This window comes from Paenibacillus sp. MZ04-78.2, assembly GCF_024213375.1.
Lineage (GTDB): Bacteria > Bacillota > Bacilli > Paenibacillales > NBRC-103111 > Paenibacillus_G.
Genome location: NZ_JANAVJ010000005.1, coordinates 116440 through 131096, shown reverse-complemented (window position 1 = coordinate 131096; position 14657 = coordinate 116440). Strand labels below are relative to the sequence as shown.

Here is a 14657-nt window from a genome sequence, read left to right as displayed (position 1 = left end):
GCCTTGACGTCCTATGGAAAATATGCTAGTTTCAGCGTAATCTACCGCCAAAAAAAAGGAGTCGTCGTTTATGTTTCATGCCTCTGCCTATACGGGAACGCGCGAGGAAAATTACAAGCTGCTCATTTCCCAGTTGTCCGCGCTTATCGAAGATGAGCCGAACCGGATGGCCAACCTGGCCAACGCCGCAGCGCTGCTTAACCAGTTTCTGGAGCGGGTCAACTGGGTCGGGTTTTATTTATTCGACGACGGGGAACTGGTGCTCGGGCCTTTTCAAGGCTTGCCTGCCTGCGTGCGCATTCCGCTCGACAAGGGCGTCTGCGGCCGCGCTGCCAGCCTCCGGGAAACGGTCCGCGTCGCAGACGTCCATCAATTTCCCGGCCACATCGCCTGCGACGCCGCCTCGCAATCGGAAATCGTCGTTCCGATCCTCCATGGCGAGCGCCTGATCGGCGTGCTGGACATCGACAGCCCGGAGAAAAATCGTTTCGACGCGACGGATCAGCATTATTTGGAGCTGTTTGCGCTGAAGCTCGCTGAACGAATGTAACGGTAGGTCGCATTTTATCCACGCGAAAAACCGGGATTTGAAACGGCTTCCCCGCTCGAATCCCGGCTTATCCTCGAATTTCTCAATCCAGCTAAATTTAACCTTCTTTAGTTTGGTTCATGGCTTCCTGCCGCTCGCTGCCGAAGGCCATCACGAGATTTTGAATTTTTTGCAGCCGGATATATTCGTTCTGCTTCAGGTCGCTGCGGAAGTACGCGTATAAATACGCCCCCTCCATAAAGCTGAGTCCGGGATAGCATACGAGATCGGAGTTCGTGTACGGATTATCGAGCAGCACCTGCCACTCCCCTTCTCGTTCTTCGGCCGGAATGGTCTCCAGCACCGTTTGCTTGTAGGCGGCAATCCGCTCGAATTCGTCCCATATGTTGACCCAGGATGGACTGAATGTCTCGGGCTCGGGAAACAACCGCCGGGCCTGCTCCAGCAGCTTATTCACGGCTGGAATATCCCCGTCTGAGCATTGCTTGAGGCGATCCCGGAAGCCTTCGAGCAGCAGCCGGAAGGCGGTAAAGCCCTGGCTTCGAATCGATTCCCGAAAGGCGGCCAGCTCCTGCTCAGTGCCCGCCGCTTCGAAATCGGCAAAAGGGTTTGTTTTCATCAAAATTACCATTCCCCGTTTTATAGTCGTTCGGAGGCGGAATGAACGGTGATCTGGCCGTCGCCGCTCAGGCGCACCCGACGCGACGGATCGTTCTTCAGCTTCACGTTGCAGAGCTTGACACGCTCCTCTTGGATCAGATAAATATGCCAATTCTGGGGGTTATCAACGCTGATGCTCTCCAGAAAAGAATGCTTATCCGCCTCGGCCTGCCCTTCGTCCTCCCACTGTTTGACGCCGAAATAATCGAAATCGTATACGTTTTTTTGAATACATGCGGCGATTTCACCGGAATCGGCATGTCTCAGTACATAAGGCATCGAAACTCCTCCGAATCGGTTCTGAAAATAAAAAGGCGCAAGCTCAACAGTACGAGTTTGCGCCTGAGGTTTGTGCCAGCCTTACCTTTTTACAAGTAAGGATTTTCGTGCTTAGCCTTGAGACGGCTCCAGCGGCGTTCGACTTCGTTCTCGAACGATTGCAGCGCCTCCGCGTATTCGGGCTTCGTCAGGTGCTTCGTCTTGCCCATATTTTTCAGCCAATCGCCGACCGGAATCCGCTTGTTCTTCTCCTCCGGATTGAACGTGATCGTCGTTACGCCGTTCTCCACTTCATACAGCGGGAAGAAACAGGAGTTGACCGCTTGATCGATCAACGATTGCCCGATTTGTTCCTCGGACAGCCAGTTGAGCGGACAGGTAATGAGGATTTTGCCGTAGACCAGCCCTTCGTTCTGTGCATAATACTGCGCCTTGGCGGCTTTTTTCAGCAAATCCTGCGGGTTCGCTTCGGACCCGGTGAACACGTAAGGAATGTTCGTCGCGGCCATAATCTGCGGCGTGTCCTTATGATGGAACAGCTTGCCGCCCTGATGCTTTCCGACGTTGGATGTGGAGGTCCGGTGGCCGAGCGGCGTCGAATAGGACAGCTGCGCGCCGGTATTCATGTAGCCCTCGTTATCGTATTCGAGAATGATCATTTTATGATTGCGCAGCGCTGCACCGATGGCCGGGCCCATCCCGATATCCATCCCGCCGTCGCCGGTGATCATGACGAACGTAAAGTCGTCCGGCAGATTCAGATGCTCCAGCTCGCCGCGGCGTTTGCGCTCCCAGAACATTTCCACGACGCCGGAAAGCGTTGCCGCGCCGCTTTGGAACAAGTTGTGAATGTAGGTCGCTTTATGCGAAGAATACGGATATCCCGTCGTTACGACCATCGCGCAGCCGGTATGGAACAGCGCCACGATATCTCCTTCGATCCCTTTGAAGAACAGCTCCAGACCGGAGAAAATACCGCAGCCCGGACAGGCCCCGTGCCCTGGCGCAAGGCGCTTCGGCTTCTTGGTCAGCTGGCGGATCGGCGGAACCTTCACCTTCAATTGGCCCGTCGTCTCGTCTTTGTTGACCGTAATCAATCCGGTCTTCAAATCCTCGTATTTCATCGGTTCGATGACACGCTGTGGCTTCTTGTCCGGATCGCCCGGCGTATGTCCGTAATAATCGAACGGGACGTCGACCCGGCCTTTTTGGGCCGCTTCGATCGCCAATTCGAACAGGTGATGACCGTCCTCGGCGTAAAAATCTTTGCCGCCCAGCCCGTAAATCCGGCTGATGACCATCGTATCGCGGTTTCCTTCCGTGAACAGCGCCGCTTTGATTTCCATCGTCATGTTTCCGCCGTAAGCTCCGTACGAATCCGCGCGGTCGCCGATCGTGACGGCTTTGACGTTTTTGAGCGCTTCGGCGATCTGCTTCTGAGGGAACGGGCGAATCATATTCGGCGCGATCGACCCGGCTTTGATGCCTTTGGCCCGCAGCTGGTCGACGACATCTTTAATGATCTCGGACGCCGAGTTCATCAGGAATACCGCCACTTCGGCGTCTTCCATCCGGTACAGGTCGAGAATCGGATAGTCGCGGCCCGTCAACACCCGGTATTCTTGACGGATGCGGTCGAATACTTCCCCGGCATTGTACATCGCAACGGACTGCTGATAGCAGTTGTTAATGTAATCCGGCTCGTTCATGTAAGGTCCTACCGTAATCGGATTGTTACGGTCAAGCACGTGCGGGAACTGCTTCGGCTGTTCACCGACAAAGGCATGCACGTCCGATTTGTGGGCGAACGTTTGCACGCGGCGTTTTTGGTGAGAAGTGAAGTAACCGTCGGAAGCGACGATGACCGGCAGGCGAACCTCCGGATCTTCGGCCAGCTTGATGGCCAAAATATTCATATCGTAGACGGCTTGCGGATCGCGGCACATCAGGATCGGCCAGCCCGTATTGAGCGCGTAGTACAGGTCCGAATGGTCGCCATGGATGTTCAGAGGTCCGGATACCGAGCGGCAGACGAGATTCAAGACCATCGGGAACCGCGTCCCGGATTGTACCGGCATCTGCTCCAGCATATACAAGTAACCGTTCGCGCTGGTCGCGTTGAACACGCGTCCGCCCGCGGTGGAAGCGCCGTAGCAAATCCCTGCCGAGCCGTGCTCGCCGTCCGCCGGAATCAGCTTGATGTCATGCTGGCCGTTCGCCTTCATCAGATCGAGGAACTGCGCGACCTCCGTCGACGGCGAAATCGGGAAATATCCCATAATATGGTAATTAATCTGGTGAGCTGCATAAGCCGCCATCTCGTTTCCGGATTCGTAAACCATCCGCTGCTCGACCGTACCCTCGCTGACCTCTTTGTTAATCTCAATAGCCATTAGTTTGGTTCACCTCTCCCTGCTAACAGGTATTTGTTTTACTGGGCCAAGCTAAAACGATGCGGCACGCGATGCTCTTCCGCGTAGCCTTCCGTTTCGCGGTTCGAGGATAGCGCCTCGGTCGGACAGGCGACGACGCATTTCAGACAGCCTTTGCAGTACTGGTAATCAATACCTTGGAGGAACATTTGCGGACGTCCTTTCTTGTCCGGCTGTTCGTCCCACACGAAGCAAAAGTCGGGACAGGCGGTATCACAGGCCGCGCAGTGAATGCATTTTTCGTCGTCAAAATGCGGCATCATTCCGCTTCGCGATATGCTGAGATCCTTCAACATGCTGTTTCCCGGATTCGCCACCATCCCGCCGATCGGCTGGGTTTCGTAACCGTACATCGGAATATCCCACCGCTTCGGCAGCGGCATCTCTACACCCTCCGGCAGCGCGAACGTCTGGAACTGCACCTCGTCATAGCCGCGCTGGAACGTGCGCAGGGCAGGCTCGACCGCGCCGGGGTATTTTTTCTCCAGCGATTTGCGGATAATACTCTTCATGTGTTCGAAATCGAGAAAATCGCACAGCCGGAACAAACTGCCCAGCATCGCCATGTTGACGCGGTTTTTCTCCTCCAGCGCAATGCCGGTTGCATCGACCACCGCGATAGTACCGCCGATCAGCTTCATTTTCTCTTTCAGGGCTTCCGGACTTTTTGCCGAATTGACCAGAACCAGGCTGTCCTCGTAAATGCCGCTGATCACGTTGACCGTTTTCGACAAGTTTTCATGAAAAATGCCTACGACATGCGGACGTTCCACTGGAGTCGTATCGCGAATATTCGTATTTATGTCGCAAAAACGGATATGCGCTTTAACCGGCGAGCCTTTTTTCTCCGAACCGTAAGAAGAAAAGCTCACGCCGTTGAACCCGCTTCCCACGACGCCAGCCTCCGCAAGCATTTTTCCCGCCAGGTTGGCTCCCAGACCGCCGATGGATTCGAGCCGAATTTCAAAGAAGCCGAGATCGTTCGTTTTCGGTAGAACTTTCATCTGTTCAACTCCCCTCATGTTTGAAAAGTTATACTATTCTCACAATTCAGTATACCAGTTTAAATCTGACTCGCATAGGTATTTGGACTTGAAAGTTTCGTGTCGCAAGCGCTTTCGTCAACTAAGCTTCCATTGCTCGAGTACTTGACCTGACACGGAATTACGCCTTGCTCAGCAAAAACTATAAAAAGCTGCAGATCAGCCCGCGTACCCGGAAAAAGATAACGGCCGAGTTCAGCGTACAATGGAAAAGCCCTTTCTTCGTTCTGCTTGCGCAGAATGAAACAAGGGCTTCCGTCCGTACGGTCAGCAACCTGGCGCGATTCGTTCATTTGATGCTTTTATACTGTATAGAGTATTCCATTTGTCAACTATGATTTTGAACGCCGGTTAAATGGACTCGTCCTCATCGGAAAGCGGCCGCCCGTGCATTACCCAAAAGCAGGGTCGGCAAGCGCGAACAGCAACTCGCGCCGTCCGGGCAAAGACGAAGTCCCAAGCAGCATTTGCGGCGAAACGGAAACCTCGCGAAAATCCAGCTCGCGAAGCCGCTCTCGAAATGAAGCTTGAACGCTGGGAACATCAAGCTGAATCCGCCCCCGCCATCCCGCTATAAGCGCCTTCAGCAGCCGGAGAGCCATGTCCGCGTCTGCCGAAACGAGAGGACCCACGACCAAGATGTCATCCTTCGCCCAAGCGAATCCATAGCCTTGGATTGCGCCGAATGAATCGCAAACCGCCCATCCGCTGATTTTATGATGAGCGATCGAATGAAGCACGCGCTCTCGCCGGACGCCTGCGGCTGTCCGATCCAGCTCGACCGCCTCAGCCAGCACGGCTTCACTCAACGGTACCATATCCACGTCGCCCGAGGTCCGTTCCTGCCGCGGGCTTTCCAAAGGAAATTCGTACTGAAACCGGTGGATATATTCAACCGTTCGAAAACCGAGCGAAGTATACAGCGGAAACCCGGACTTTGTCGAAACGAGCGTAACGGCCGTGCCCGTTTTTTCCGCTTCAGACAAACAATGGAGCATCAGACGTTTTCCCAGCCCTTGGCCTTGATGTGCCGCATCGACGATAAGATGGCCGATGGAGGCCAACTCTTGGCCGAACGCATAAAATCCCGCGCACGAAATCCATTTTTCGCCGTCCCGGTGCCCGACTACCGGACCCGTACGCAAATACAAATCAGGCTGCGCCGCAGAAAAGTTCCAGCCGACGCTGCGGGCCAAAGCGAGCAGATGCGCGCCGTCGCCGGTGTTCATCGATTCCAGAGCATAAGGCTCGTTCATCTCTCCCAATTCGTCCCTTCCACGGAATACGTTGTGAAGCCTCCATTTTCGTCAATGACCAGACAGTTCAGCTGCTGTCCGTAGACGCAACCGCCGTCGATGCCGATTTTGTCGCCTCCGAACCATACGCTGGGAGAATCGTGCAGGCTCGAGGTTCTCGTATGCCCGAAAATGACGGTTTTCTCGACCACAGTCGGATGGGCGTAAAACGGTTCGCGTATCCAGATCATATCCCGGGCAGGCTGTTCCTTCCAGTTGGGATACGCCGGGTTCAAGCCCGCATGGACATAAATGAACCGCTCGTCCTCGTAAAACAAAGGCAGGCTGCCTAAAAAAGCCAAATGATGGCCATACTCCGACCGAACCCATTCTTTGGCGACTTCGGTACGTTCCCGTTCGCTCCCTTCGTTCGATTCATAAGGGGCATAATAGCTGGAAAGCGTCTCCACGCCGCCGTATTTTAAAAATTTCATTTCCTCATTCTCATCGCACGGGCCTGTTACGACATCGACAAAACGTTGATCGTGATTCCCCCGCAGCGCGATGACGCCGTTCTCTCGAACCATAGTCATCACCCGTTCGACAACGTCCTTGCTTCTTGACCCGCGATCCACATAATCTCCAAGCAGAATAAGCCGGTCCTGACCGGCGTTATACTCCACAGCGCGCAGCAGTGCGTCGAAGCTCTCGTAGCTCCCGTGAATATCGCTGATGACTAACGTTCTGTTCAATGCCAACCTGTCCTTCCACTCTGGTATCCAAATTCCGTAGCCGTTCTGATAATAGGTAATTTTATCACAGCGGTTGGTCTCTGGATAGTGTTCCTTTTCCGTCCAAACGCATCTCGACAGTCGCTTCCTTCGCCAGCCAATCGCGCATATCGCCCAGCTCGAACAATTGCTCGATATGATATACGCCATGCGGGAAATCCCTGCGGCAGAGGGCTTCGGCTACTTTTAAATCGAATTCGTTCTCCGCAAGCCTCTCTCTATGTCCGCAACTCCAACCGGTAGCCGAGCCCCCGGATCGTGCTGATCCTGAACGAGTGCCGTTCCTCGGGAAACCGTTCGCGAAGGCGGTTCACATGAACATCGACGGTCCGCTCGCCTCCGTCATAGTCGTAGCCCCAGATGTCTTCGATCAACTGATCGCGCGAGAACGTTTTACCGGGGTAACTGGCCAGCTTGAACAGCAGCTCGAATTCCTTGAGCGGAAGCGTGATATCTCCCTGCCCTACGGAAAGCTCATACGTGAGACGGTTCATCGTCAGTTCGCCGACCTGCAGCGTCTGCGACGAAGCGATCCGGTACCGCTTCAGCAGCGCCTTCACGCGGACGATCAGCTCTGCCGGTTCGAACGGTTTCACGAGATAATCGTCCGTGCCGAGCTCGAAGCCCTTGACCTTCTGCTTCGTCTCACTGATCGCCGTCAGCATGAGCAGCGGCACATCGGAAAGCTGCCGAAGCTGACGGCACAGTTCCCAACCGTCCATATGCGGCATCATAATATCGAGAATGACCAAATCCGCCTTGAACGATTCCAGCTTGTCGAGCGCTTCCTGCCCATGGGCAGCTTCTTGCACCGTAAAGCCTTCCTGACGCAAGCATACTTTAACCAGCTCGCGGATATGCGGATCGTCATCGACAACCATGATTCTACTCATCTGCTTCGTCAACCGCCTTTCTGATGTTCAACTTCCTTCAACCAGGACTTACAATACAACAAAAATATAAACTGGATGTGAACGACAAAGGGTCCCCGTACGCAAGAAATCCCCGCCGGGACAGACGGGGATGCGTCAACTATATTGGAATTCATACAAAACCTTCGGCCGCTTCCTCCATTCCCAAGATCATACTTGACGCTCCTTGTTCTCCAGCATATGGCTCATCATCTCGATCGCTTCCTCTTCGTCAGCGCCTTTCGTCTGGATTGTCAATTTCGTCCCGCGCCGGATCGGAATGAGCATCATCCCGAGGATGCTCTTGGCATCGAGCTGCATACACTCCGCCTCGAAACGGATCTTGATGTCAGAACGGTATTGGTTCGCATACTGAACGATTTGCTGCAAATATTCGGGCCGCAGATCATCGGAAATAACAATTTCATGAACTCGCATGATACGCCTCCGGTACTTTTAGTGGAAAGAGTATATAAAATTTACTGTATTATACTGCAATTCCAAGGAGGGGAAACCGTTTGCATGCCTATCTTCTTCCTTAACCGGGAAAATACGTACATTTCTCCACTTATTCTTGCAGTGCATAACAAATAGCCCCGCAATCTTAAACGGAAATAGCGTACGTTTAAGCTGCATCCCTCTTTGGCGGCTCGGCCGTCATCGCATGACTTATGCCTTAGACCCGGAGCTTTGCGTCCCCGCTTTTCAACAGGTTTGCCTTTCTCAGTAAAGATGTCTTCTGCGTCCTTGCCCCGCAAGCGGCGCTTGATAAAATTGTAAGCCTTCCCGCTAAAATATGTCAAGTAAATCCTTCACACCCTCGAAGCCCGTACCTGCTCTACAGCAGCCCCCTTTCAACGAAATGGCGAGACGTTTTACATCGGTTTAAGCATTTGTCTAAAAGTAAATGCCAGCTTCAAGCGAAGCAGATCGTTAACTTTTTTGTAATCGACCTCCAGCAGCTCGCCGACCTTCTCCAGCCGGTAAGCCACTGTGTTGCGGTGAATCAGCAGCTGCTTGGCCGTCTCATTCACTTGCCCGTCGTTCTCCATAAACGTTTCCAGCGTACGCAGCATTTCCTGTGAATATTCCGGGTCCTTCTTCAAGAGCATTTCCAGCACCTCGTTGACGTATGTCTGCATATGCTCCCTGGGGACATACTGGAACAAATACGCGAGCTCGACCGCCCCGAACTGCACCACGGCTTCCCGAATGTCGAGCCGGTCAGCCAGCCGGGACGTCTCCAAGCATTCATTGTAAGCATCCCGCAGTTGGTCTGGCCTGTTCTTCTTATTGCTGATACAGATCCGAAGCGGAGTGCCGCCGTCCTCCTGCAGCACCCCGCGCAGACAGGTGCGCAGCAAGTCGTTCAGCTTCCCGTCGGCCCCCGGAGCATCGACCAGAAAGACGGAAAACAAGCCCTCCTGAATGGAAAAATGAATTACGGCCATCTCCTTGAGCTCCGGGTGATACTGCATCTCCTCGCGGATATTCCGCAGCAGCGTATCCTTCTCCCTATGTCCCGTATCCGGAGATATTATGGAGAGCAGACCGCGATACGCGCCTTGCAACAGCGGAATCCCCCGCCGGGCCGCTTCTTCTGTCAGCGCTTCGATCGTACCACTCCCCCGCAAATACCGGCTCAGCAGCAACCCCAGATCGTTTTGTGCGGCATGGTTTCGATATTCATTGAGGATTGCTCCCATATGATACGAAATGATCTCGGCGGTTTGCAGAAACAACTCTTCCTCCACTTCAACCCGGTGGGAATTCTCCGGAAAAATGACCATATAGCCGATACACTCGTCATGCTCTTTCAGGGGAACGCGAAAACATCGGCTCTCTTCCACAAACGCCCACTGTGCTTCTTTCTCCCACGTCCAGCCGTGCAGCAACTGCGAAGCTCCGAAAGAAGTCGCATTGAATATGACTTGACCGCGGGAACCGGCAACGGCGATCGGATATCCTAAAATACCCAGAAGCTTCTGAAAAAAATGATCGATTCGATCCGGCCTAAGCGCGAATTGCATCAATCTCTTTTGTTTGTCGAGCACGCTGTGAAGAATTTGCGTATGATATTGCATTTCAATATGAAGCAGTTCGTTCATCTGGTCGGAAAAAAAACATTCGTAAGGCAATTCGATCAGAGGGAAATCGAGGCGATTGGCTTCTTCGAGGATCGGCTCGGGCACTTTGTCCCACAAGCGGCCAGTCTTAATTCCGAGTCCGGCCGAGCGGCATTGGTTTAGCCTGCGAAGCAGAGAAATAGCATCATACGGGACGTCTTTCATCAAATAAGCGGTCGTGAATACCATCTCCCCTTCCCTGATACAATCAGCAATATCCGGCGTATCCATGACTTTAACCGATTTGACGAGGCGCGACGCGCCGCTTTGTCCGGCAACAAGCTTTCCTTCGGACAACGGATAGATGGACAGCATTTGTTCGACGGTGATGTTCATTTCGTTTCTTCACCTCCTGAATGGTCTTTTGGGCGAATGTGACTCGAATTGGACGTCTTTCCATGCAACAAACTGTATCAAAACTATGTTACATGATCAATGTGTTTTTTAAGTGTATCTATATGTATGAAAACAGCATCAGAGCAAAGTGCGGGGAATAGAGTCAGCTGACGTACGAAGGCATACATCCAACTCGCCGGCGGCTGCTGAGAACGTGAGGGGCAAGCATGCAAAAAGGAGCCCGACATTTCAGGCTCCGATAAGAAAGCGGCGCGTACGCCGTCCTATTCTTTATGCTTGCGAATCCGAATCAGCGACATCTTCTGGTACCAAGCTTCAGGGCTCAGGTTAACAGGATACACTTCCGGATTCAGCTTGCGCAAATATTCCGGCCAGAATAAGGTCAGCTGCTTCCGGTGATGCTTGCGAATCGTCTCCAGCGCAGGCAACTCGTACACCTGCTTGCCATTTACAAAAATCGGCCGAAGCATCGGCTGCGCTTCGTATTGCTCCACCGTTTTCGAAATATAAGTGTGCACCGGGTCGAACAGCTTCAGCGGCTTGCCTTGCTGTACATCGTCTTCGTCCGTCAGGGCGATATAGTCCGCCATCGCCTTGTTGGTCTCGCGATTGACGATGCGGTAGACGTCCTTAATCCCCGGCGTCGTCACTTTTTCCGGGTTGCCCGAAATTTTGATGACCGGTATGAAACCGTCCTCCCGCTCGCGGGCGACCAGCTTGTACACACCGCCCAGCGCGGGCTGGTCGGCCGCCGTAATCAGCTTCGTGCCGACTCCCCAGCTGTCGATTCTCGCCCCTTGGGCCTTCAGGTTGAAAATAATGTTCTCGTCCAAATCGTTCGATGCGACGATTTGGACATCCTGCAGCCCTGCTTCGTCCAGCATCGCGCGCGCCGTTTTCGACAAATAAGCCAAGTCTCCGCTGTCGAGCCGGATCGCCCTCATCCGTTTGCCCTGACTTTGCAGCCATTTGGCCGTTTCGATCGCATGCGGCACGCCGCTTTTGATCGTATCGTACGTGTCGACCAGCAGCGTGACCTGGTCAGGCAGCGCGGCCGAGAATTTCCGGAACGCCTCTTCCTCCGAATCGTGGCCCTGCACCCAAGCGTGCGCGTGCGTACCCTTCGTCGGAATGCCGAACATCATGCCCGCTCTCATGTTCGACGTGGCGTCGAAGCCGGCGATATAAGTCGCTCGTGCTCCCCATACGGCCGCATCCGCCTCTTGGGCCCGCCGCGTGCCAAATTCCATCAGCACATCGTCCGGTGCGACCTGCCGGATGCGCGACGCCTTGGTCGCGACCAGCGTCTGGTAGTTCATGAAGTTCAAGATCGCCGTCTCCAGCAGTTGCGCTTCGAAGACGCTCGCTTCGACCCGGATCAGCGGCTCGTTCGGAAACACCAGCGATCCTTCCTCCACCGACCATAACGAACCGGTAAACCGGAACTGGCGCAGCTTCTCCAGAAAGGCCGGGTCGTAATTCTCCTCCTGCTCCGCCAAGTAGCGGATCGACGCTTCGTCGAATCGCAGGTGCTGAATATACTCGACGATGCGCTGCAGGCCGGCAAACACGGCATATCCGTTACCGAATGGCAGCTTGCGGAAGTAAGCCTCGAACACCGCCTTGCGGTCCATCGAGCCGTTGAACCAGTGGGCGTACATCATGTTGATTTGATATTTATCCGTATGAAGCGTTAAATTGTCGCAGCTCATCGTGGTAGTTCCCCTCTCGCTTCATTAGACGTTCTTATCCGCAGCGCGGACGACTTCGGCGCCCAGCACGTTCCGAAAATGAGTCAGTGCCCATTCGTGTCCGGCCGGATTGAAGCTCGCGACCGCGTCCTCATGAACAACGATTTTATACCCCTTATTATAGGCATCCACGGCGGTATGCAGTACGCAAATGTCCGTACAGACGCCGATCAGGTGCACCTCGTCGATGCCGCGGGCCCGCAGCCGCAGCTCCAGGTCCGTCCCGCAGAAGGCGCTGTATCTCGTTTTGTCCATCCAATAAATGCCGTCCTGGCGCGCCGAATAGACGTCGTGAAGCTGACCGTACAGCTTGCGGCCTTCCGTACCGCGGATGTTATGCGGCGGAAACAGCTTGTGTTCCGGATGATACGCGTCATTTTCCTCGTGAAGGTCGACGGCCATAACGACCAGATCGCCCCCTTCGACAAACCGTTCCGTCAATTCGGCGATTCTTTGCTCCAAATCAATCGCCGGCTGCCCGCAGGGCAGTTTGCCGGTAACGAAATCGACCGTATAATCGATCACAACGAGAGCTTTCATAAGGGCACCTTCCCTTTCCATACGTCTGTATTGATGTAGACTGGCAACTCTACCCTTCCAATAATGTCATTATGACATATTTAAAATAAATGTCAAGCCTCATTTTCCGAATCCCATCGTTCCAGCAGCCAATTCGTCGTATAATCGGCGACGATTTGCAGATTGGTTCGTCCGTCCGGATTCACGAACGGCTCGTGGCCGCGAAAATAATCCGGATGCCCGCCCGTCAGCGCCAGGTTAATCCGATACGCCGGCGCATGCTTGAAGCGGTCGTACCGGAACCGGTGACGAAGCCTGGAGCCTTCCGTTACCCAGCCGCCCCACGAACCAAGCCGGGCAATCGGATCGCCGCCCTTCGCGCCGGTGCCGCGTATGTAAAGCGCCCGTTCTCGGCCTGCGGGGCTTACCGGACATTTCGGCGAGCCGATCTGCACCGTCAGCATATCCGGCAGGGAAAGCGCCGGGCGCAGCAGCTCGGCCGCCTGCACGCCTGCCACTCCCCCTCCGCTGTGCCCGATCAGGACGGGGAAGCCGTTCCCGCAGACGCTGCGGATCACTTCTACCGCCCTGCGGCCTCCGATCGAGCGCGCGGCCGCCTGCGGTCTCAACCGCAGATCCCGGTAAATTTCCAGCATCTGAGCCGCAGTTCTCCGGCTCCAGTCGCCATAAGGGAACAGCAGCCGATACTCGGGCTGGAATCCCCTTGCCTCCAACGTGCGGCACAACTGCTCTCCGAACGTTTCCATAAAATTCGGCGCCGTCGCCATTCCGGACAATAAGAAAAGCCGCGGTCTATAAAAAATGGACATCTGACCGCTCCTCAGCCTCTGGTCAGCGAGTCAGCCGACGGGTCTGCATGAGCCCCGGCTTCGTCGGCGTCCATGATGTCGTACGGGCAAGTTTGGCGGAAATAATTCGGCTTGACGATGCGATCGTCGTAGGACCGATGGAAAATATGCGTCGCCGCTGGCGAAACCGGAGGAATCAGCCACGTCCAATCCCCGGTTAGCGGGCGGCCGCTCCGCTCTTCCTGCTGCTCGAACCGCCGGAACTGCTCCGCCGCCGTATGATGATCTATGATACTGACCCCTGCCGCCTTAAAGGAATGAAGAACCGCCGCATTCAGCTCGACCAGCGCTCTGTCCTTCCAAAGGGATACGTTGGTCGACGTGTCCAGCTTCAGCAGCTCGGCCACCTTCGGCAGCATATGGTAACGGTCCGGATCGGCCAAATTGCGCGCGCCGATCTCCGTTCCCATGTACCAGCCGTTGAACGGCGCCGCCGTATACCGGATGCCGCCAATGTCCAACAGCATGTCGGAAATAAACGGAACGGCGTACCATTGAAGTCCCAGCCCGGCGAACGAATCATATTCCGGGTGTTGAATAGGCACCTCCAGCACCAAATTGTCGGGAATCGGATACCAACGTGGCTTCCGCCCGTTCACTTGGACGACGAGCGGCAGCACGTCGAACGGCGTGCCCGCGCCCCTCCAGCCTAGGTTCATGCAAACTTTCGTGAACCGGACGGAGGCCGGATCGCCGACGATTCCGTTCCCGGTTTCATATCCGGCATAGCGGATCAACTGATGGTTCCAGATGCGAATACTCCGCTCGTCCGTTTCTGCGGCAAACACCGTGATCGACGGCCTGATCATGCCGCCGTTGGTCCCATAGATGATATGGCGGAATACCGCTTCCGCAATGTCATCTTCCCGCTCCAGCCCTCGCTCGTCAAACACGTTTAGCGACGGCCAAAACAGCCTGCCGATGCAGCGGTTGCTGTTTCGCCAAGCCATTCTCGCGCCATGCGCAAGCTCCTCGTAGGTAAGCTCGTAAGTTCCGCGCCGGGAGAGCTCTTCCCGAACGTCCGCGAGCCGCCGACGTGTTTCCTCCCCGCTTTTGCCCAACTCTTCATAGCACGACGTTACAAACGTCGCCGCTTCTTCTTGTATCGCTTGATTCGTCGTCATTTCGTCCTCT

At 54.7% G+C, this 14657-nt stretch carries 14 protein-coding genes and 1 riboswitch; of the genes, 1 reads left to right on the top strand and 13 read right to left on the bottom strand.

Translation table 11 applies throughout. From position 1 onward, the window contains the following. Positions 1-70: 70 nt before the first annotated feature. Positions 71-550 (top strand): GAF domain-containing protein, encoded by a 480-nt coding sequence (locus NLX71_RS06175; protein ID WP_254362611.1) that lies wholly within the window; start codon positions 71-73, stop codon positions 548-550. 97 nt (positions 551-647) lie between these two features. Here the strand turns inward: NLX71_RS06175 and NLX71_RS06170 are convergent, their stop codons facing one another. From NLX71_RS06170 to NLX71_RS06110, 13 genes are all read right to left on the bottom strand, one after another. After that, entirely contained in the window at positions 648-1169 is a 522-nt protein-coding gene (locus NLX71_RS06170) for a hypothetical protein (RefSeq protein WP_254362700.1), read from the bottom strand. 20 nt (positions 1170-1189) lie between these two features. Next, complete coding sequence (locus NLX71_RS06165) at positions 1190-1489, bottom strand: hypothetical protein (protein WP_254362610.1); 300 nt, start codon at positions 1487-1489, stop codon at positions 1190-1192. An 89-nt stretch (positions 1490-1578) separates the two neighbouring features. Continuing rightward, entirely contained in the window at positions 1579-3882 is a 2304-nt protein-coding gene (locus NLX71_RS06160; protein ID WP_254362609.1) for a thiamine pyrophosphate-dependent enzyme, read from the bottom strand. Positions 3883-3920: 38 nt separating this feature from the next. Continuing rightward, positions 3921-4925 (bottom strand): 2-oxoacid:acceptor oxidoreductase family protein, encoded by a 1005-nt coding sequence (locus NLX71_RS06155; protein ID WP_254362608.1) that lies wholly within the window; start codon positions 4923-4925, stop codon positions 3921-3923. Between the two features lie 431 nt (positions 4926-5356). Continuing rightward, positions 5357-6220, bottom strand: coding sequence for a GNAT family N-acetyltransferase (locus NLX71_RS06150; protein WP_254362607.1), 864 nt, complete (start codon positions 6218-6220; stop codon positions 5357-5359). Continuing rightward, positions 6217-6951, bottom strand: a complete 735-nt coding sequence (locus tag NLX71_RS06145; RefSeq protein ID WP_254362606.1) for a metallophosphoesterase family protein — start codon at positions 6949-6951, stop codon at positions 6217-6219. The genes NLX71_RS06150 and NLX71_RS06145 overlap by 4 nt, the downstream gene beginning before the upstream one ends. A 257-nt stretch (positions 6952-7208) precedes the next feature. Then, positions 7209-7883 carry a response regulator transcription factor gene (locus NLX71_RS06140; protein ID WP_254362605.1) on the bottom strand — a complete coding sequence of 225 codons (675 nt, stop codon included), beginning with the start codon at positions 7881-7883 and terminating at the stop codon, positions 7209-7211. Between the two features lie 189 nt (positions 7884-8072). Next, positions 8073-8339, bottom strand: coding sequence for an HPr family phosphocarrier protein (locus NLX71_RS06135; RefSeq protein ID WP_254362604.1), 267 nt, complete (start codon positions 8337-8339; stop codon positions 8073-8075). A gap of 203 nt (positions 8340-8542) precedes the next feature. Beyond that, positions 8543-8630: riboswitch (cyclic di-GMP riboswitch) on the bottom strand. Between the two features lie 146 nt (positions 8631-8776). Further along, positions 8777-10363 carry a PucR family transcriptional regulator gene (locus tag NLX71_RS06130; protein WP_254362603.1) on the bottom strand — a complete coding sequence of 529 codons (1587 nt, stop codon included), beginning with the start codon at positions 10361-10363 and terminating at the stop codon, positions 8777-8779. 284 nt (positions 10364-10647) lie between these two features. Further along, a complete protein-coding gene (locus NLX71_RS06125) occupies positions 10648-12096 on the bottom strand; it encodes a nicotinate phosphoribosyltransferase (RefSeq protein WP_254362602.1) in 1449 nt (482 codons plus the stop codon). Between the two features lie 24 nt (positions 12097-12120). Beyond that, positions 12121-12675 (bottom strand): cysteine hydrolase family protein, encoded by a 555-nt coding sequence (locus NLX71_RS06120; RefSeq protein ID WP_254362601.1) that lies wholly within the window; start codon positions 12673-12675, stop codon positions 12121-12123. Between the two features lie 92 nt (positions 12676-12767). Further along, positions 12768-13484: a hypothetical protein gene (locus NLX71_RS06115; RefSeq protein WP_254362600.1), complete on the bottom strand. Its 717-nt coding sequence runs from the start codon at positions 13482-13484 to the stop codon at positions 12768-12770. 11 nt (positions 13485-13495) lie between these two features. Further along, a complete protein-coding gene (locus NLX71_RS06110) occupies positions 13496-14647 on the bottom strand; it encodes a nitric oxide synthase oxygenase (RefSeq protein ID WP_254362699.1) in 1152 nt (383 codons plus the stop codon). Between the last annotated feature and the right edge of the window lie 10 nt (positions 14648-14657).

Excerpts from the sequence above, each read along its gene's own strand:
- NLX71_RS06175 (WP_254362611.1), top strand. The coding sequence starts at position 71 with ATGTTTCATGCCTCTGCCTATACGGGAACGCGCGAGGAAAATTACAAG.
- NLX71_RS06170 (WP_254362700.1), bottom strand. The coding sequence starts at position 1,169 with ATGAAAACAAACCCTTTTGCCGATTTCGAAGCGGCGGGCACTGAGCAG.
- NLX71_RS06165 (WP_254362610.1), bottom strand. The coding sequence starts at position 1,489 with ATGCCTTATGTACTGAGACATGCCGATTCCGGTGAAATCGCCGCATGT.
- NLX71_RS06160 (WP_254362609.1), bottom strand. The coding sequence starts at position 3,882 with ATGGCTATTGAGATTAACAAAGAGGTCAGCGAGGGTACGGTCGAGCAG.
- NLX71_RS06155 (WP_254362608.1), bottom strand. The coding sequence starts at position 4,925 with ATGAAAGTTCTACCGAAAACGAACGATCTCGGCTTCTTTGAAATTCGG.
- NLX71_RS06150 (WP_254362607.1), bottom strand. The coding sequence starts at position 6,220 with ATGAACGAGCCTTATGCTCTGGAATCGATGAACACCGGCGACGGCGCG.
- NLX71_RS06140 (WP_254362605.1), bottom strand. The coding sequence starts at position 7,883 with ATGAGTAGAATCATGGTTGTCGATGACGATCCGCATATCCGCGAGCTG.
- NLX71_RS06135 (WP_254362604.1), bottom strand. The coding sequence starts at position 8,339 with ATGCGAGTTCATGAAATTGTTATTTCCGATGATCTGCGGCCCGAATAT.
- NLX71_RS06130 (WP_254362603.1), bottom strand. The coding sequence starts at position 10,363 with ATGAACATCACCGTCGAACAAATGCTGTCCATCTATCCGTTGTCCGAA.
- NLX71_RS06125 (WP_254362602.1), bottom strand. The coding sequence starts at position 12,096 with ATGAGCTGCGACAATTTAACGCTTCATACGGATAAATATCAAATCAAC.
- NLX71_RS06120 (WP_254362601.1), bottom strand. The coding sequence starts at position 12,675 with ATGAAAGCTCTCGTTGTGATCGATTATACGGTCGATTTCGTTACCGGC.
- NLX71_RS06115 (WP_254362600.1), bottom strand. The coding sequence starts at position 13,484 with ATGTCCATTTTTTATAGACCGCGGCTTTTCTTATTGTCCGGAATGGCG.
- NLX71_RS06110 (WP_254362699.1), bottom strand. The coding sequence starts at position 14,647 with ATGACGACGAATCAAGCGATACAAGAAGAAGCGGCGACGTTTGTAACG.